At 57.4% G+C, this 17,735-nt stretch carries 19 protein-coding genes, 2 tRNA genes and 1 pseudogene; 10 read left to right on the top strand and 12 right to left on the bottom strand.

The window, feature by feature from the left end:
• The first annotated feature begins 2 nt into the window (after window positions 1-2).
• Both J7573_RS20160 and J7573_RS20155 read left to right on the top strand, forming a co-directional pair.
• Window positions 3-78 (top strand) — tRNA-Lys (locus J7573_RS20160).
• Window positions 79-187: 109 nt separating this feature from the next.
• Complete coding sequence (locus tag J7573_RS20155) at window positions 188-724, top strand: dihydrofolate reductase family protein (RefSeq protein ID WP_294339499.1); 537 nt, start codon at window positions 188-190, stop codon at window positions 722-724.
• A gap of 73 nt (window positions 725-797) precedes the next feature.
• On the opposite strand, the gene J7573_RS20150 is transcribed toward J7573_RS20155, so the two are convergent.
• The 4 genes from J7573_RS20150 to J7573_RS20135 all read right to left on the bottom strand — a co-directional run bounded on the left by J7573_RS20150 (window position 798) and on the right by J7573_RS20135 (window position 3,600).
• A complete protein-coding gene (locus J7573_RS20150) occupies window positions 798-2,093 on the bottom strand; it encodes an NAD(P)/FAD-dependent oxidoreductase (protein ID WP_294339496.1) in 1,296 nt (431 codons plus the stop codon).
• Window positions 2,094-2,177: 84 nt separating this feature from the next.
• Window positions 2,178-2,351, bottom strand: a complete 174-nt coding sequence (locus J7573_RS20145) for a DUF3094 domain-containing protein (protein ID WP_008091951.1) — start codon at window positions 2,349-2,351, stop codon at window positions 2,178-2,180.
• 132 nt (window positions 2,352-2,483) lie between these two features.
• Window positions 2,484-3,113, bottom strand: a complete 630-nt coding sequence (locus tag J7573_RS20140) for a DUF1780 domain-containing protein (protein ID WP_152959241.1) — start codon at window positions 3,111-3,113, stop codon at window positions 2,484-2,486.
• Between the two features lie 55 nt (window positions 3,114-3,168).
• Complete coding sequence (locus tag J7573_RS20135; RefSeq protein ID WP_294339481.1) at window positions 3,169-3,600, bottom strand: hypothetical protein; 432 nt, start codon at window positions 3,598-3,600, stop codon at window positions 3,169-3,171.
• Between the two features lie 110 nt (window positions 3,601-3,710).
• Between J7573_RS20135 and J7573_RS20130 the strand changes: the two genes are divergently transcribed.
• Entirely contained in the window at window positions 3,711-4,394 is a 684-nt protein-coding gene (locus tag J7573_RS20130) for an energy-coupling factor ABC transporter permease (RefSeq protein WP_294339479.1), read from the top strand.
• A 135-nt stretch (window positions 4,395-4,529) separates the two neighbouring features.
• On the opposite strand, the gene yacG is transcribed toward J7573_RS20130, so the two are convergent.
• Genes yacG through J7573_RS20110 form a run of 4 tightly spaced genes read right to left on the bottom strand, consistent with a single transcriptional unit; the run spans window position 4,530 to window position 7,427 of the window.
• A complete protein-coding gene (gene yacG / locus J7573_RS20125) occupies window positions 4,530-4,730 on the bottom strand; it encodes a DNA gyrase inhibitor YacG (protein WP_085674056.1) in 201 nt (66 codons plus the stop codon).
• Window positions 4,727-5,350 (bottom strand): dephospho-CoA kinase, encoded by a 624-nt coding sequence (gene coaE / locus J7573_RS20120; protein WP_294339468.1) that lies wholly within the window; start codon window positions 5,348-5,350, stop codon window positions 4,727-4,729. The genes yacG and coaE overlap by 4 nt, the downstream gene beginning before the upstream one ends.
• Window positions 5,350-6,216, bottom strand: coding sequence for an A24 family peptidase (locus J7573_RS20115; RefSeq protein WP_294339466.1), 867 nt, complete (start codon window positions 6,214-6,216; stop codon window positions 5,350-5,352). Before J7573_RS20115 ends, coaE begins: the two co-directional genes overlap by 1 nt.
• A 2-nt stretch (window positions 6,217-6,218) precedes the next feature.
• Window positions 6,219-7,427 carry a type II secretion system F family protein gene (locus J7573_RS20110; RefSeq protein WP_294339463.1) on the bottom strand — a complete coding sequence of 403 codons (1,209 nt, stop codon included), beginning with the start codon at window positions 7,425-7,427 and terminating at the stop codon, window positions 6,219-6,221.
• A 215-nt stretch (window positions 7,428-7,642) separates the two neighbouring features.
• Between J7573_RS20110 and J7573_RS20105 the strand changes: the two genes are divergently transcribed.
• The 5 genes from J7573_RS20105 (at window position 7,643) to J7573_RS20085 (ending at window position 11,833) form a co-directional block, all read left to right on the top strand.
• Window positions 7,643-8,053: a pilin gene (locus tag J7573_RS20105; protein ID WP_294339461.1), complete on the top strand. Its 411-nt coding sequence runs from the start codon at window positions 7,643-7,645 to the stop codon at window positions 8,051-8,053.
• A gap of 70 nt (window positions 8,054-8,123) precedes the next feature.
• A tRNA-Thr gene (locus J7573_RS20100) sits at window positions 8,124-8,199 on the top strand.
• A gap of 161 nt (window positions 8,200-8,360) precedes the next feature.
• Window positions 8,361-9,683, top strand: coding sequence for an integrase arm-type DNA-binding domain-containing protein (locus J7573_RS20095; protein WP_294339459.1), 1,323 nt, complete (start codon window positions 8,361-8,363; stop codon window positions 9,681-9,683).
• 897 nt (window positions 9,684-10,580) lie between these two features.
• A complete protein-coding gene (locus J7573_RS20090) occupies window positions 10,581-11,561 on the top strand; it encodes an integrase domain-containing protein (RefSeq protein WP_294339455.1) in 981 nt (326 codons plus the stop codon).
• The gene (locus J7573_RS20085) at window positions 11,558-11,833 is read left to right on the top strand and encodes a hypothetical protein (RefSeq protein ID WP_294339451.1); all 276 of its coding nucleotides are present in this window, start codon (window positions 11,558-11,560) and stop codon (window positions 11,831-11,833) included. The genes J7573_RS20090 and J7573_RS20085 overlap by 4 nt, the downstream gene beginning before the upstream one ends.
• Before the next feature lie 213 nt (window positions 11,834-12,046).
• On the opposite strand, the gene J7573_RS20080 is transcribed toward J7573_RS20085, so the two are convergent.
• The gene (locus J7573_RS20080) at window positions 12,047-12,670 is read right to left on the bottom strand and encodes a hypothetical protein (protein WP_294339449.1); all 624 of its coding nucleotides are present in this window, start codon (window positions 12,668-12,670) and stop codon (window positions 12,047-12,049) included.
• Window positions 12,671-13,055: 385 nt separating this feature from the next.
• Window positions 13,056-13,202, bottom strand: coding sequence for a hypothetical protein (locus J7573_RS20075; protein WP_177326693.1), 147 nt, complete (start codon window positions 13,200-13,202; stop codon window positions 13,056-13,058).
• A 372-nt stretch (window positions 13,203-13,574) separates the two neighbouring features.
• On the opposite strand from J7573_RS20075, the gene J7573_RS20070 reads away from it, so the two are divergent.
• Entirely contained in the window at window positions 13,575-14,486 is a 912-nt protein-coding gene (locus tag J7573_RS20070) for a WYL domain-containing protein (RefSeq protein WP_294339441.1), read from the top strand.
• 109 nt (window positions 14,487-14,595) lie between these two features.
• Here the strand turns inward: J7573_RS20070 and J7573_RS20065 are convergent, their stop codons facing one another.
• A complete protein-coding gene (locus tag J7573_RS20065) occupies window positions 14,596-15,726 on the bottom strand; it encodes a hypothetical protein (RefSeq protein ID WP_081784268.1) in 1,131 nt (376 codons plus the stop codon).
• Window positions 15,727-16,264: 538 nt separating this feature from the next.
• Here J7573_RS20065 and J7573_RS20060 point away from each other — a divergent pair.
• A complete protein-coding gene (locus J7573_RS20060) occupies window positions 16,265-16,759 on the top strand; it encodes a DUF1543 domain-containing protein (RefSeq protein ID WP_294339436.1) in 495 nt (164 codons plus the stop codon).
• A 719-nt stretch (window positions 16,760-17,478) separates the two neighbouring features.
• On the opposite strand, the pseudogene J7573_RS20055 reads toward J7573_RS20060, so the two are convergent.
• Window positions 17,479-17,640, bottom strand: a pseudogene (locus tag J7573_RS20055) (integrase); the annotation flags it as partial.
• Window positions 17,641-17,735 lie beyond the last annotated feature (95 nt).

Below are 17,735 nucleotides of genomic sequence, written 5' to 3'. Positions count from 1 at the left end.
CTGGGTCGTTAGCTCAGTTGGTAGAGCAGTTGGCTTTTAACCAATTGGTCGTAGGTTCGAATCCTACACGACCCACCATGAACAAAGGGCATCTCGCATGAGATGCCCTTTTTCTTTGCGCACAATAATTTACAGATACCCATCTGCCTCCTTGTTAGCCTATGGCTTTGCCACAAGGAGTGCCCCCATGTCTTTCAAAGCCAGTGTGTTCATTGCCACCAGCCTGGATGGCTTCATCGCGCGTGAAGATGGCGACATTGACTGGCTGCTGGGCGCCACCCAGTCGACTGACGATCATGGTTATGCGGCGTTCATGGCCGGTATCGATGCGCTGGTGATGGGGCGCGGCACGTTCGAGAAGGTCGCGGGCTTCGATGCGTGGCTGTATCCGGGTACCCGCGTAGTCGTTGTCAGCACTACGTTGCAGGCATTGCCAGCAATACCCGGCGCACAGGTTGAGCTGCACCCAGGGCCGATACCGGCGTTGCTGGAGCATTTGCAAGGCAGCGGCGCCAACAGCCTCTATGTGGATGGGGGCAAGCTGATTCAGGGGTTCTTGCGTGAAGGGCTGATCAACGAATTGACCATTACCCGCATCCCCGTTCTGCTGGGGCGGGGCATTCCATTGTTTGGTGAGCTGGTGAAGGATGTGCCGTTGCAGCACTTGCGCACAACCAGTTATGCCAGTGGGTTTGTGCAGAGCACGTATGAAGTAATCAAATAGGCGGGCTTGGATATTGGGCCTGCCTTGCAGGCCTTGTGTCGCGAAAGGGGGCGCAAAGCGCCCCCGGCAATCTTCAGTGCAGCTTCAACCGCGGCTCAGTGCCCCGACCAATCTTGCTACCCAGCATCATCAACGCCGTGCGGAAGAACCCATACAGCGCCATCTGGTGCATGCGGTACAGCGACACGTAGAACATCCGCGCCAGCCAACCCTCCAGCTTCACGCTGCCCATCAGGTTACCCATCAGGTTGCCCACCGCCGAGAAGCGCGACAGCGACACCAGCGAGCCGTAGTCCTTGTACTCGTAAGTCGGCAGCGCCTTGTTCTCCAGCCGTGCCTTCAGGCTCTGCGCCAGCATCGAAGCCTGCTGGTGCGCGGCCTGGGCCCGTGGTGGTACGTTACGGTCGCTACCCGGTTGCGGGCACGCGGCACAGTCACCGAAGGCGAAGATGTTGTCGTCGCGGGTGGTCTGCAGGGTAGGGCGCACCACCAGCTGGTTGATGCGGTTGGTCTCCAGGCCGTCGATGTCCTTGAGGAAGCCCGGCGCACGGATACCCGCGGCCCACACCTTGAGGCTGGCCTGGATCACTTCACCGTCTTTGGTCTTCAGGCCATCCTCGGTCACTTCACTGACCGCAGCGTTGGTCATCACCTTCACCCCGAGTTTTTCCAGGGTCTTGTGCACCGGTACGCTGATGCGCTCCGGCAGTGCAGGCAGCACGCGCGGGCCGGCTTCGATGAGGGTGATGTGCATGTCCTTGGGCTGGATGCGGTCCAGGCCATAGGCCGCCAGTTCGTGGGCAGCGTGGTGCAGCTCTGCCGCCAGTTCCACACCGGTGGCACCGGCGCCGACGATGGCCACGCTGATCTGCTCGCTGGCCACGTCACCGGCGTGGGCGCGCAGGTAGTGGTTCAGCAGCTGCTGGTGGAAGCGCTCGGCCTGCTTGCGGGTGTCGAGGAACAGGCAGTGCTGCGCCGCACCCAGGGTGCCGAAGTCGTTGGTGTTCGAACCCACGGCAATGACCAGGGTGTCGTAGCCCAGGGTGCGTGCAGGCAGTAGCTCGCGGCCGTCTTCATCGAGGGTGGCGGCCAGTTGAATCTGCTTGCCTTCACGGTCCAGGCCGCTCATGCGCCCCAGCTGGAAGTTGAAGTGGTTCCACTTGGCCTGGGCCACGTAGTTCAGTTCGTCTTCCGAGGAGTTCAGCGAGCCGGCGGCCACTTCGTGCAGCAGGGGCTTCCAGATGTGCGTGAGGTTGGCGTCGACCAGGGTGATTTCGGCCTGCTTGCGCTTGCCCAGGCTTTTACCCAGGCGGGTCGCCAGTTCCAGGCCGCCGGCGCCGCCGCCGACAATCACGATGCGATGAGTCATGGGGATATCTCATAAGGTTTACGGAATTCGTGGCCCCAGGGGCCGGCCGCAAACTGCACGAGGGGAGGGCGAGCGCAAGGCAGCTCATAGCACCAGTCCACTCAGCAGGCGGCTGATGAGACCCAACCCGATGGTCACGGCCAGTACCAGCACAAGGAGCAGCCAGGGCCGGAAGGGCCGGCGCTCGACTTGGTGCTGGGGGGCTCGCAGATACTCATCGACACGACGCTGATCTTCCGGGTTCAGGCGACTGGTCATGGTGGGCCTCGTCAGGTAGACGTTTGTGACTGCCCGAACGCCACAGCGTTCAGGCAAGCGCTTCAAACAAATGATAATGCTTTCTATCCCTGGCGCCGAGTTTACGCCATCGCAAAGACTCTCGGCAGTGGATCAAAGACTGATGCCCACGTCGAAGACGATGCTGCGCCCCAGGTTGCCGCGCAGAAAGTCCGGCGCGTCGGGGTGGGCGAACAGCACCCGGGCGAACGTCGGCCCGACCAGCGACAGCGAGCGCCAGCCCTGGCGCAGGTATTCGGTGGGCGGTGGGAAATGGGTGTTGAGGTCGAGCACTTCGCGCTTGAGGCTGGCGAAGGCGATGATGTCCAGCTCACCCAGGTCCAGCCCGCGCTCACGGTAGTTGTGCGCCTTCTTGCGCAGGGTCGGCGCCAGGCGCCCGAGCAGCTCGGCAGCGGCGATGCGCCGGGGGCGGGCTTCGCGGCGCACCAGCTGGGCCAGGGAAAAGGCACTGCGCCGGCGTTGCAGCTCTTCACGCCACTCGTCGTTAAGGCGGCGGCCTTCGTCGAGCACGAAAAACACCTCGAATGCCGCATCGCGGAACAGCACGTCCGGTGGCTCCTGGCCGGCCGGGGTGAAGTCCTCGCTGCGGTAGGGAATGTTCAGCCCTTGTAACAGGCGCTGGCACACCCATCGCTCCCGCTCCCACTTGCGGGCGTTGGAGAGAAAGGCATTGGCTTGTTCGGCCTGGATGGTAAGCAGGCGCAGGTAGTCTGAGTCATCCATGGGAACAAGCTTAGCCGCTAATCGATGACGGTAAGATGCTGTTTGTGCGTGGGAATCAGGCCAATGTCGACCACTGCTGCAGCAGCCCGACCAGATGCACCACGCCGAACCCCAGGCAGATCAGCGAGCTGATCACGATGAAGCGCTTGCTGCGGCCAGTGCCCGCCAGCAGCAGCGGGCCCAACAGGCCGCGTGCCAGGTACACCAGGGTGATCAGGCAAATGACTGGCAGTAGCAGGGGCAAGCGCCCGAGCAGGCCAGCGGCCGACAGCGCATAGGCTGACCACACCAGCAGTACCCCGGCGATGGCTGCGGTGATGAGCGCGGGGTAGCGGTGGCCTTTTTCAGCCGCCACCGCCAGGCGCTCGCCCGCACCGAACAGGCGATACCAGCGCGGGCCGACGACGATGATGGCCAGGTGCAGCAGGCCGGCGATGGCGCTGAGCGCAGCCCCCAGCAATAGAGGTAGGTTGAGTCCTTCAGCCATGGTGGATGCTTCCTGCATCGAAAAGAGCGCCTAGCCTACCGCAGCCGGGCATCGGCGAGAATCGGTGTAGACTCAGGTTTATCCACAGGCCGGAAAGGGGCATTGCTCGGGTGATCAGCGCGCAGGTGTTATCCACAACCAGCCTTGCCTTGGGCTGGCTCGGTTATGTGCCCTTGCTGATCTGGGCCGCCAGCCGTACGCGCTGGGTCGAGCTGGTGACCGACCGGCGCCGCCAGCACCTGCTGTTCGGCACGGTGTTCTGCCTGTTTGCCCTGTGGCTGGTCAGGCGCGATTTCGATACGGGCGTGTCATACCACTTCATTGGCATGACGGCGGTGACCTTGTTGCTGGATTGGCCGCTGGCCGTTCTGGGCGGGTTCCTCGCCCAACTCGGTTTGCTGGCACTGGGCCGACAGGACCTCGCAGCGCTTGGGGTCAACGGTTTGCTGCTGGTGGGTTTGCCGGTGCTGATCACCGAGGTGTGCGCGATCCTGGTCGAGCGGGCGCAACCGCGAAACCTGTTCGTCTACATCTTCTGTTCAGGGTTCTTTCCCGCTGCGCTGACGGTGCTGATTTGCGTGCCGGTGGCGTTGGGGGTGTTATGGCTGGATGGTCGCTTTGCGATGCCGGAGTGGCTCAGCGACTTTATTGGCTACCTGTGGTTGATGATGTTCCCGGAGGCGTTCATCAACGGCATGGTGATCAGTGCGCTGGTGGTGTTTTGCCCGGAGTGGCTCGAGACATTCAACCGAACCCGGTATCTGCAGGCGCCGTGGAAGGATGACGAGCGCTGAGAATTGTATTGGCTGTGCTGGCCTCTTCGCGGGTAAACCCGCTCCCACAGAGATATCACCGTTTGCAGCCCTGTGAAGGACCTGTGGGAGCGGGTTTACCCGCGAAGAGGCCAGTGCAGGCTAGCGAAAATCAGCTCAGTGCCGCGGCTCCAGCTCCCCGGAAAACAGCTCATCCTCGGCATCCGGCGCCACCGGAATCTTGTGCTCTTCCGCCGCCCAGGCGCCCAAATCGATCAGCTTGCAGCGATCGGAACAGAATGGCCGGAACGCGTTTTTCTCGTTCCATTCCACAGGTGCGCCACAGGTCGGGCAATCGACGGTCAATGGCTGGCTCATGGCTGGCCTCCTCGTAAAGTCAGGTAAAAGTGGTGCAGGCGGTCAATCTGTTCGTACAGTGCGGCCAAATCGCCGTCATTGACCACCACATCGTCGGCATGGCCCAGGCGCTCCTCACGGGCCAGCTGGGCCTTGAGAATGGCCTGCACCTGCTCAGGGCTGGTGTTGTCACGCGCCAGGGTACGCGCCACCTGCAGCTCCTGCGGCACATCGATCACCAGCACACGCTGGACCTTCTGATGCTGGCCCGACTCGATCAGCAGCGGCGACACGTAAACCGCATAGGGCGACTCGGCCTTGGCCAGGTAGCTGAAGATCTCCTGCCCGATCAACGGGTGCAGCAGTTGCTCCAGCCACTTGCGCTGCGCCGGGTCGGCAAAGATCAGCTGGCGCAAGGCCGCACGATCAAGCTGGCCATCGTCCAGCAGCACGCCGGGGCCGAAGCGTTCGACGATGCTCGCCAGTGCCGGGCGGCCGGGTTCGACCACCCAGCGTGCTGCCTGGTCGGCATCGACCAGGTGCACGCCAAGTTCGACGAAACGCTCGGCGGCGGCACTCTTGCCGCTGCCGATGCCGCCGGTCAGCCCGAGAATCCAGGGGGTGAAGGCCTTGGTGGTCATCACATTCCAAACAGTTGCAGGTAGAAGGCGTATATTTCATCACCCCAGAGCACGGCAATCCACCCCGCAATGGCCAGATAAGGGCCAAAGGGTATGGCCGTGCCGACGGATTGCCTGCGCACGCGCAGCAGGCACAGGCCCGCCGCCACGCCGATCACCGATGACAGCAGCAAGGTTACCGGCAAGACCTGCCAGCCGCCCCAGGCACCGATCAGCGCCAGCAGCTTGAAGTCGCCATAGCCCATGCCTTCCTTGCCGGTGATCAACTTGAACACCCAGTACACCGACCACAGGCTCAGGTAGCCGGCCACCGCGCCCCACAGTGCATCGGGCAACGGCACCACAGTATCGAAGGCGTTGACGATCAAGCCCAGCCACAGCGTCGGCAGCACGATGACATCGGGCAGAATTTGCTGGTCATGGTCGATCAGGCTCAGTGCCAGCAGGCTCCAGGTCAGCAGCAGCAGGGCCAGCGCGTCGATACCTGCACCGCAATGCCAGGCCACCACCATCGACAACAGCGCACAGGCCAGCTCGACCAGTGGATAACGCGCACTGATCGGCTGTTTGCACGCCGAGCAGCGCCCGCGCAATGCCAGGTAACTCAGTACGGGAATGTTCTCCCAGGCGCGGATCGCGTGGTTGCAATGCGGGCAGTGGGAAGCGGGGAGGGACAGGTTGAAACGCTCGTGCTCGGTGGTCGGCAGGCCCAGCACTTCCTGCGCCTCACGCTGCCACTGGCGCTCGAGCATGATCGGCAGGCGATGCACCACCACATTGAGGAAGCTGCCCACCAACAGGCCGAGCACAGCCGCCAGGGTAATGAAGTACGCCGGCTGTTCGGCCAGCAAAGTCCATGAAGTCATGTTCAGATCAAGCTACCCAACTGGAAGATCGGCAGGTACATCGCCACCACCAGGCCACCGACCAGCAAGCCCAGGATCAGCACGATGGCCGGCTCCAGCAGGCTGGTCAACTGGTCCAGCGCCTGGCTGACCTGTTCCTCGTAATGGCTGGCGGATTTCTCCAGCATCTGGTCCAGCGTGCCGCTGGATTCACCGATGGCAGTGAGTTGCACCAACAACGGCGGAAACAACGGCTCAATCGCCATCGCCTGATTCAGCGCCTGCCCGTTGGCCATGCCCTGGCGCAAGCGCTGCACCGCCTGCTCGTGCAGGTCATTGCCGCAGGCCTTGGCCACGGTGACCAGCGCATCCAGCAACGGTACCCCGGCAGCATAGGACGTGGCCAAGGTGCGAGCGAAACGCGCCAGGGCCGCCTGGCTCAAGAGCTTGCCGAACACGGGAACGCGCAAGGCTTGTGCAGTTATCCACAGGCGTGCTGGCGCATGCTTCTGATACAGGCGGGTCACGGCAAATCCCAAGGCAAGCGCGGTTATCAACAGCAGTGGCGCATAACGCCCCAGCCCTGTGGACAAGTTGATCACCCACTGCGTAAAGGCCGGCAACGCTGCATCGAAACCGGCAAACAGGCTCTCGAAACGCGGAATCACCTCCAGCAACAACACCGCCGAAACCCCCAACCCGGTCAGCAACAGCAGCAACGGATAGAGCATCGCCTTGCGCACGCGTTTACGCAGCACCTGGCGCTGCTCCAGCATCCCCGCCAGTTGTTCCAGCTGCCGATCGAGCGTGCCGGACTGCTCGCCCACGCGAATCAGGTTGCAGTACAACCCATCAAACCACGCCGGATGCCGCTGCAACGCATCCGCCAGCCCCAGCCCCGAAGCCACATCCCGTTTCAATTTATCCAGCAACGCTGCCAGCCCCGCACTGCAGCCGCTGCGCCCCATCACCTCGAAGGCCTGCAACAGCGGCACCCCGGCCTTGAGCAAGGTCGCCAGCTGCCGGCTGAAGCCCGCCGGGTCGGCCTTTACCCGAGCCTTCGGTAAACGCCATTCAAACCCGCCAGCCGCCCGCAGGCTGACCACGCGAATGCCCTGGCGCTGTAAGCCGGCCCGCGCATAGGCCGGGCTGCGCCCGCTGACCTGGCCGCTGACTTTAGCGCCACTGGCATCGGTGCCGTGCCAGGTATAGAGGTGTGTGGTTGGGTTCATGCAAAGGTCCTTTTCTGCCCGTGCGACAAGCCTGGAAACAGCTTGCCGCGTCCATGAGCGGGCGTGCGTCCGTGATGCTCACTAGAGTAGTTCAGCGAAGATGACGCCCTGGCGGGCAGGGGTGACAAAAGGTGTCTGTTCAGGCCTACTGCGCCGCTGCCAGTTGGGGTCGAGCCTGACCTCCACGCGTACACGTATCAAAAAGGAAATCGTTCATGAAAGGGCAACGCGGTATCACCCTGATCGAACTGATGATCGTCGTCGCGATCATCGGCATTCTGGCGACCATCGCCATCCCGATGTACACCAACCACCAGTCCCGCACCAAGGCTGCGGCCGGGTTGCTGGAGATCAGCGCGCTGAAGACGGCGATGGAGCTGCGCTTGAATGAAGGCAAGGACGTGACGAATGTGGCCGAGTTGGGCGGCCAGCCGGCTACGGCGAACTGTGCGATCACGGTCAGCAGCAAGGCGGCTGACGGGACCGGCACGATCGCGTGCACCCTGGCTGATGCGCCGGCCAATGTGGTGGGCAAGAGCCTGACCCTGACCCGCTCGCCTACTGGCTGGGGCTGCACCACCAACATCGAGGAAGACCTCGCGCCGAAGGGCTGCAAAGCGTCCTGAGGGGAGGGGAATAAGGCCGGGGAAACAGGGGTTTACGCGGCGGGTGCGGCAGTGGTACGTTGCGCTACACGCCGGTGTAGCTCAGTCGGTAGAGCAGCGCACTCGTAACGCGAAGGTCGCAGGTTCGATTCCTGTCTCCGGCACCAGTTCAGGTTCCAGCGAAGGCTACCAAAATCTCTGGAACCCCCGTAAAACCCGCCTTCTGGCGGGTTTTTTCGTTATGGCGTTCCGTCGGATTCCGACAGGTGCCAGCCGATTTAGGGGTAACGTTTGGGATAAAGTCGATTCGATAAAGGTGTTTACCCTTATGGCTCGCACTACTGCTCCCCTGACCGACACCGCATGCCGTTCGGCCAAACCTACTGACCGCCCCTACAAGCTTTTCGACGGTGACGGTCTTTACCTCCTCGTTTACCCCAATGGCCGCAAAGGCTGGCGCTTCCGCTATGTGAAACCGGATGGGCGAGAGGGGCTGACCTCGTTTGGCAACTATCCCGTCATTGGTCTCGCAGATGCTCGGCAGAAGCGTCTGGAGACTAAGCGGATGCTGGCTGAGGGCATCGATCCGATTGCGTCCAAGCAGCAGGCCAAGGCCGAGGCGGTTATCAGAGGCCACACATTCGAGCGCGTTGCCTTGGACTGGCATAAGGAAATGTCAGTTAAGTGGGCGCCTGGTCATTCGAGGACTGTGCTGAGTCGCTTGAAGACGCACGTATTCCCGCTGCTAGGCGCACGCGCCATCGTTGATCTGGATACCTTCGACCTCATGCAGCCGCTTGAGGCAATCAAGAAGCGCGGCACGATTGATGTGGCGTTGAGGGTGCAAAACTACCTACAAAGCATCATGCGTGAGGCGAAGCGGCTGCGGCTGATCATGGTGAACCCTGCATATGACCTTGAGGGCTTCATCAGCGCGCCACGGGTTACGCATCGGCCTGCACTCCCGCTCTCACGTCTGCCAGAGTTGATGTACCGCATCGAGAACTACAAGGGACGCACGCTCACTCGGCTGACCGTCATGCTGTCGCTGCATGTGTTTGTTCGGTCCAGCGAATTACGCTTCGCACGCTGGAGTGAGTTCGACCTGAAGCGCGGCATATGGGAGATACCTGACACGCGGCCCGCGTTGGACGGCGTACCGTATTCGACCAGAGGAACGAAGATGGCGGGCGACATCCATCTGGTCCCTCTGTCACCGCAAGCGGTAGCGTTGCTCGAACAGATTTATGCGATCACCGGGTACTTTGATCTGGTATTCACCAGTGACGCCCGCTCGTGGAAGCCTATGTCCGAGAACACGGTCAACAGCGCTTTGCGGAACATGGGCTACGACACCAAGACCGAAATTTGCGGGCATGGCTTCCGGTCCATGGCGTGCAGTGCCTTGGTCGAATCCGGGCTTTGGTCAGAGGCGGCTATTGAGCGGCAGATGAGCCACAGGGAGCGCAACAACGTTCGGGCGGCGTATATCCACAAAGCCGAGTTCCTGGAGGAGCGGCGATTGATCATGAGTTGGTGGAGCCGCTACCTCCAAGCGAATCGGCAGGAGCATATCTCGCCGCATGAGTTCGCGAATCAGATCGGGGCAAACATTTCTAGCCTAAGAGCAAGGCGTGGTGCAGTCGAGTGAGCGCACGGCTTTGAAGTTTCGATGATCCGCTTTCCATGCGGGTCCATCCAAACAGGGCTGCAAAGCCGCCCTGTTTGGATGGACCTCATCTGAAAAATCAAAAACACCAAATCGGCCACTGGAGACCACGGGATTCCGTACACGCCCAACGTCATGTTCAACTGCAAAATCCAGCGGGCGAGTCACTTGACCCTCTCGGATTGCGGGCGTAGAAAAGACAGTGCAAAGGCTGTCGTTGACAGCATCCCAGGTGACCCGAGCCTTCAAGGTCACGCCGCTCTCGCGGTGGTTCTCCCCAAGGGCGATTCGCATCCGGCAGCTCGCCCGGTCACTACCCATGTGATGGATGCTCTTACACATATAGCGCTCGTGCGCCAGACACACCGTACCTCGCTGCCCTGCAGCAACCTATCCGCTTGGCCGACTATTGCGCCAACCTGTGCCCGTCTCTTTCTTCTGGAAAGAGACGGGCACTTCTACCACTGCTGCAGCCCTGATCGCACAAGACTTTGCGGCATTCCCCCTCGTGACAATCGGCGTGACAAACACCGATGTCACCAGCAACAGCGCTGTAGATGATGGTGCCGCAGACCAAGGAATGGACTGCACCTGACTGACAGTCAGGTATACCCCGGTCATCGCATTGCTGCTTGCACATGACTCAGGATCTTCAGGCGCTGGTCTCGTCAGCCAGTGCTGCCTCCACCCGCCCACCGGTAACGGTGTTCAGGAGGCCAGATCATGAGATGCCCTGGCTCCCGGTCGTAAGGAGCCGCCAGTCCCGCGTAGAGGACATTCCCCACAGGTCGCAGGGGCCTTGATCCCTGATAACACTCAACATTCTTGGCGGGATGACGTGGGGCGAGGACCAGAGACCAGGCGATGAGGTGATTAGACATGGCATTGGTGGGTAGACGCGATGGCCGTAATTTCGGCTACGGTAGGCAACTGAGCTACGCAGGGCCGCAGGCGTTGAAAGACATGTTCGGCGGCGGCCACTACGGCACGGTGAAGGCACACTGTGATCGGTGGCAGGCATTCGTCAGATGGTGCCGATCCGAACAAGGGCCCGGTATCAATGATGCGCGGCAGATTGATCGGAAGGTATTGGCGGACTATGCGGCGTATCTGCGCGATGTGATTAGGCGCGGTGACCTCGCCATCAGCACCGCGCAAAATCGGCTATCCAGCGTTAACAGAACCATGGCGGCGCTTCGCGGTGATCAGTACGTGAAATTGCCCAGCCCGAGCAAGGCGTTGGGTATGCAGCGCACCGGGGTTCGCCACTCGGTGCCACAAGGACAAGATCGCGAGCAGGTGAAGCAGATCGTCAATGCACTTTGCAGCCAACATCATCAACGCGCCGCCGCGATTGTTCTGTTGGCGCGAGCCACCGGCATGCGCTTGCGTGAGGCCATCTTGGCTGACCTGCCACGGCTAAGTGGTGAGGCTGAAAAATTCGGCAAGATCAACATCCAGGATGGCACCAAAGGCGGCCGCTCCGGGGCCTCGGCGCCACGTTGGATTACGGTAGACAACAATGTTCGAGATGCACTTCGGTTTGCACGGCAGGTGTCGTCAGCGGGTAGCAGCAACCTGATAGCCCCGGGCGAAAGTTACCTGGACGTTCTGCAGAAAGTCGTCCGTCCGGCGCGCGACATCCTTCATGCCCACAACCTCAAAGGTTTTCATGAACTACGGGCGGCGTACGCGTGCGAACGCTATGAGCAGATCACCCGACTTCGCGCGCCTATCAACGGTGGTAAATGCTGCCAGATAGATCGGCGCCTTGATCGAGATGCCCAAAGGCAAATCAGCTACGACCTAGGGCACGGTCGTGTCGACGTGGTTGCTGCGTACATTGGGGGGCGGGCATGAGCAAGCCATTCGATATGGAATTGTTCCTGGCAGGCATGCTGAACGGTTCGCACGCGACCCGGCAACGCCATTTGCGGCAAGCAGAGCTTATCCAAGTTGAAATCGCAGAGCGCTGGCAGCGAGAGACGCCTTGGGCCTGGCAGAGAAAGCATTTGGCTTGGTTTCTCGAGCATCGCCTAGGCCGGCGCAGTGAGGCGACGCGCTATTACTACGTGCTGACTATGCGGGTGCTTACTCGCCGGTTAGAAAAGGCATGGGTATTCGCCCGCTAAGCGAGGAGCCGTTATTGATAGTCGCGGTCGGCAGCAATCGACCCAGCGGACATTCACAGATGGATGATTCGCCAGAAGCAGCATGGAGGAAAAAGAACGGGGCTTTCCTCTCCAGATAATCGATGATGAGCAAAGCTGCGTCGAAGAAAATTTTATGAGGTATTCATGCAGACGCAGTTAGCAACCGGATTGTAAGTTAGCGGTTATCTCGCTCTAGGCTTCTCCATTCGAAGGTACATGGACATGCGAATCCCTCGTCGAGGATTGTCTAAGAGCCGCATCCACGAAAACTTCACCATTTTGCATCCGTAGGACTGTGGTTAGTTCATATAATATTCCGTTATAAGTAAACTTAAGATTTTTGGGGTTGTTGAATTTTCTTAAAGTAAATTGATATGGTTGAGAGTCGACAAAGCTAATTTGTATGTAGGCATATGGACCATTGTCCCCTTCTAGGAAGTCCATAAAACCTACGTAGAACTCAGGGTTCTTAGGGTGCCAGATCTGCTTCACCATAAGCTGTCTTGAGTCGCTTTTCAATGCGGAGTCAACAAGTTCGGCTTTCTCTGTTAATTCGCTTACGGTCGATTCCAGCTTCCTGAACTGTGCAATCGGAACGTAGCCTGCCTCGACCTCTTTCCTAGGCAGGTAATCCTTCTCAACATCATCTTTTCTTAAATAATTCTGCTCTAGTTGGTCCTTTGTGATGTAGGTGCCGTTCTGAAGGATTTTTGAATTGGTTTTTTCCAGCACCCAATCGGTTTGCTTTAAGCCCATCTGGTAAGCCCCCGCAATCGAGGTCAGTAGAAAAGCCAGGATTAAGCGTTCAGATTTCATAGCAAACATTGTTGAAAAGATCTCTGTATTATTTTCAGCAAATGATAAGTGTTGTCACTCAGCGGGTGTGCGCAGGACGTAGCTATATTCCTTGGTTTGCCAAGGTGTATCTGGCGGCTACCATCGATCTTCGATGAAGATTGCGGATGTGAGCATTACTGGCTGAATAACAGGTTCGCTAACGCTCATCAAAACAGCACATCTTGGGAAGCAAGGTGCGATTAGGCGACCGGTCGGCCACTGAAGGTAAAAATGTGCTCGCCATCGTCGGTATACGCGACGGGAGTCCCGTTGCGGTCGTAAAAATCCAAGCTCATGCAGAATTTCCATCCGAAAGGGGGAGGGCAGGGCACTGCTGTGCCCTGAGCTCTGTTAAGCGGCCAACTTAATTGGCCGCTTTAGGGCGAATGACGATGCGGAACGGCTGGCCGTTTGCACGTCGAATCACCTTGCCCGATTTGGTGGTGATGGTCATACGATAGATGACCTCGCCTTCCCCCTCGGGTTTTTCGAACAGCTCAAGCTGGGACATAGAATCTCTCCTGTGAGGCGGCTCGAACACAGAACTCGCTCCCTTGCGAAAGGAGCCCATAGGGGCTACCATCCACAAGCTTTTTCCACAAAGCGCGAGAGACATCTGGAGCCAGTTCAGACGTCTTTTCCCGAAGGCCGGTCAAGTTCGTACCTTGACCGGCCTTTCTGTTTCTGGCGTTCTGAGATCCCATCCATGCCTCCTTTTTGAATCGCCTGAGGTGCTATGGATAGAGATGTATCACGACCATATCCAAAGGCTATCATCATCATTTTGATTACGTCAAGCGCTCGTGTGTTATCATTGACTATCAGATGTGCCCGACCGGATGTTGGGTCAGCAAGGCAGGTAAAACGGTAAGCCGGAGAGCAAATGATTGATTTGAGCGAATACAGCCAAGCGCAACGGGAGCGCCTGGTGTACATAGATTTCCGCCTGTACTTCACGGGAGCCGTTTCAAGAACTGATCTCATGGAGCGATTCGGGGTGGGGGCTGCAGCTGCCACCCGTGATTTCGCGCAGTATCGGGAGATTGCTCCTGAGAACACTGAGCTCGACACTGTGACCAAGCATTACGTGATACGCGAGACGTTCTCGCCTTTAATCGCGCACTCGCCTGAGCGAGTGCTCACGGCACTTTCCCAAGGGTATGGATACGGCCTGGATGGAGAGAAGCCGCTAATCTTGAACGAATCCGTTTCGCTGCTCAGCAAGCCGAAGGTGGAAGTTTTGGCGCCGATCTCGCGCGCGATCAGCCTCAACCAAGTGGTAAAAATTAGCTATACCTCGGGATCAGGCGAGTCTGAACGGGAAATCGTGCCGTTCGCGATCAGTTGTGATGGCTTGCGCTGGCATGTCCGAGCGTATGATCGGAAACGCCGGAAATTTGTGGACTTCGTTTTAGCTCGAATCGGCAATGCTCAGACTCAGTGGGGTGTTAAACCCAAGAGCGAAGAAAACCAAAAGCACGATGATCAATGGAATCGAATGCTGGATCTCCCCCTCGTGCCGCACCCTGATAAGAATTATGCGCAGATCGTGATGCTCGACTATGAGATGCCTGGCGGCGTTCTCAGGCTTCGAGTACGCGCTGCGATGGCAGGGTACGTCCTGCAGCAGTATCACGTGGACTGCTCACCTGACCACAGCATCGAAGATAAGGCATACCGCCTATGGCTCAGTGATCCCTTGATTCTCTATGGGGTGGAAAGCTCAGTGTTTGCGCCAGGATACAAAAGCCCGAATGGCGGTCTGGGCGGGAGCGATAAAGTTGAAGTCAGTTAAAGAGCTGCGCCTGATGTAAAGTCACGATCAAGTATAGTAAGCGGCCTTCCCATCCAATGGCGTGAGACCAGCGGCCGCTATTTTAACCAATAGCCGATCAGTGGGCTGGTTAATATATTGTATTTTTCGCCATCTCCTGCCACAGGATCTTCCTGTCTAGCTCTTGGCCTTGGTATATGACTTTTCCAAAAGTATCATCTACCAATCGTCGCCCTTTCTCATAGATATGAACGTGAATGCCCAGTTCCTGGGGCCTGTCCGCTGTCCATAGAACGGCTGGAGTAGAAGACCAAACCTCGAATTTAAGTCCGGTGTACTCGTCCATATTAAGCGTGCGTTCTGGGACTATATATTTGTTGCTGTTATTGAATTGATCATGCAGAGGTTTAAGTGGTGTTGATACAATTTTTCCTTCACTCCATACGCTGTCATTGCCACAGTTCCCACAGAAATGTTTTGCGTGTGGTGTATTGGCGAAACTACCTAAATCCAAGTGAGGATATCCGCATTTCTTGCACGTCACGCATGCCATTTCTCGGTCATTTTCCAGTGATTTAACGAACTCAAACGCAGCAGGCGGCGTAATCTGGATTTGGGTAATTTCGCTACTGGAAAATAGCCCTAGGTTTTGATTGTACGAGCACACGATAGCGTCAAAATCTCTGTCTAATAGCTTTTTGTTATCGCCAGAAAAACGCTTATGCACATGTATTTTTGGTGCTCTCGGGACTATCTTGTCACTGGAGAGTGCTGGCGGTAACGAACACCAAACGCCAATTTCCTCAAAGTCGTTAAAGTCCACTACCAACGGGTCAACTACATAGCTCATTCCCATAAGGTGATTACTACATGTTACCTCCCCGGTAGGAGGCACGGCAGCAATGTCCGCTTTTATACCCCAATGGATTTGGTGGGTCTTGCAATACCATCTATCTGCGCCATTTCTGAATTTTCCACATGGAACAATATTACAAGGCAGTACTGCATTGTCGCCGGATTTTGCCGTGAAGCTACCGAAAACTCCTTCCGAATTTACAGCGATATTTCCGATTGTTCTTCCAGGGGCCCAACATATCGCTGAAGCAGTAGAATACTGTTCAGGGCTATCTTCCTGTTCGCCCTCATTACAGTACTTTCTAATGAAATTTTTTTTTGCCATCCCCGTGCCGGGGTCAGACCATTCGCACTCCCAAACCTCAACCTGCCCTGTTTCTTGGTTTAATTTTCGCGAATAAAACATTAAGTAATCCTTTATCCTGATAGTCAGGTTTTTATAGTGTTGGAGTGCTAGTTTCGTGCTTCGTCTAGCCGCCTCTAGGCTGTGCTGATTTCTGGGTTGACCACGAACCTATGCACACATACAAACATCCGGGGAGGGGATGGCTAAAGGGCACACGATTCGATTGAAGCAGGTCCACAATCGGAGTTCAAGGCAAACCCGTATCCTGCCCGTGCACCCCCTATAAATTAGGCGTCTGGACTGATTGGGGGCCTCGACAGCTGGATGCATCGGCCGCCCACCTTGGCGCCTGTGGGCCCAGACATTTTTACGGGTTCCTGACAGCTGTTAAATTTCCATTTATACTCCTACGTGCTCATCCTTTTCTATAGGGTTGTAGCGGGGCGTGCGTTGACTTGATGTTTGAATCAGATGATCGCGTTAATGCTTTATCAGCTTCGAAGGATAGGAGCAGGTTGCGGTTGAAGTCCCACAAATCAGGCGACATATCTGGCTTGATTTTTTGACTCATTAATTATTTATATCTGGTAGGCGGATAATGCTTTTTGTTGTAATGCTAGGAGGTAAACATCCTAGAGCGAAAATTGAAGTCCACGACGTGGCCTTTGTAGCCGCTGATAGCCTAGAGGATACGTATCCTCAGCTCAGACAGAACTGGTTTGGAGCTCCCGTAGGCCTTCATATTGATGCATGGATGGCGGTTGATGGGATTGAAGGCTGGAAAGTAGAACTTAGCCCTCTAGCTCCTCGCCCCGGATCTCTCCGTTTGTACTTCATCAATCTTGGCGGTTATGAGGATAATTCCTTCGGCGAAGCACACCACTATTCGCTGATAGTCGCGAAAGATAAGCGTGACGCGATGAACCGTGGTAAGCGCCATATATTTAAGCATTGGGCCCAACCTCATACCGATAACTTATTTGATGTAGACGACTGTTTGCCAATTGATGCGATAGACGGACGTTACGTTCATTTGGTTCCGGAGCCACACGACGGCATAACTCAGCGCAATGACTACATTGTCCTGTCATAACGATCCGTTGAGTTTCCTTAGCATTAAGGCCCGCGAAAGTTAGCTGAGCAGAAACCACCGAGGGCCCAGGCCACCGCTTATCAGATCGCCAACCGCGATGAGTTGCAGCCATGCTGAGCAGGGCCTTGGCTATATTGCCATGGCTCGTTGACGCATTTGTCTTATTGGACAAACGAGGTTTAAGCTAATTTATCACATGCAACCTTGATGTCTTACGGAGTAGGACCTACAGGTTCTGACATCGTCTTGGACTGACTCCGTCTAGCCTGTTTTCGGTCTTCACTGCGGGGCAAAAATGGGCCGTTTGCTGCTCTCCCCCGTGGGCAGTCTGCTAATGACCCAGAGGTGGAATCACCTGCGTCACGCCAGCAATTCGTGTCCAAAATAGTCCTTTACATCCTGCTATGGATTCTTTTCACAGGTGCGAGAAATCGGCGAGTGACTGGGGGTAGTTTTAGAGATAGCAAGCTGTATCCCCACACATAATATTCATCAAATTCAACCGCTTGTGTATCGATACGATTCCTGTCTCCGCGCACCAGAGACCAGTTTCCAGAAGTCTATGACTGTCTACGAAACACCCCGCAAAGCCCGCCTGGCGCGGGCTTTGTTGATGCCGAAAGGCCCGATTTTCAGCCGCTGATTATTGGATAACCAAGGCAAAGCCTTGGTTATCTGCCCTCATGGGCGCACCTCTCCCGCAGCAGGCAATAAGTGCCGGACCGGCGCCACTTCACGAATGCCCGCCACCGATCGCTGTGCGCCTTAACCGTGCAGTAGTGGGAACCGCAGAACATGTCTTTCAGCGCCTGCGACCCTGCGTAGCTCAATTGCCTGCCATAGCCGAAATTACGATCATCGCGTCTACCCACCAATGCCATGCCAGTTACCTCATCATCCGATCTCCGATCCTCGCCCCACATCATCCCGCCAAGAATGTTGAGTGTTATCAGGGATCAAGGCCCCTGCGACCTGT

The sequence above is a fragment of the Pseudomonas sp. genome, assembly GCF_017744435.1.
GTDB lineage: Bacteria > Pseudomonadota > Gammaproteobacteria > Pseudomonadales > Pseudomonadaceae > Aquipseudomonas.
Note: the sequence above shows the minus strand (reverse complement) of the source record. Positions and strands in the feature narration are given on the sequence as shown.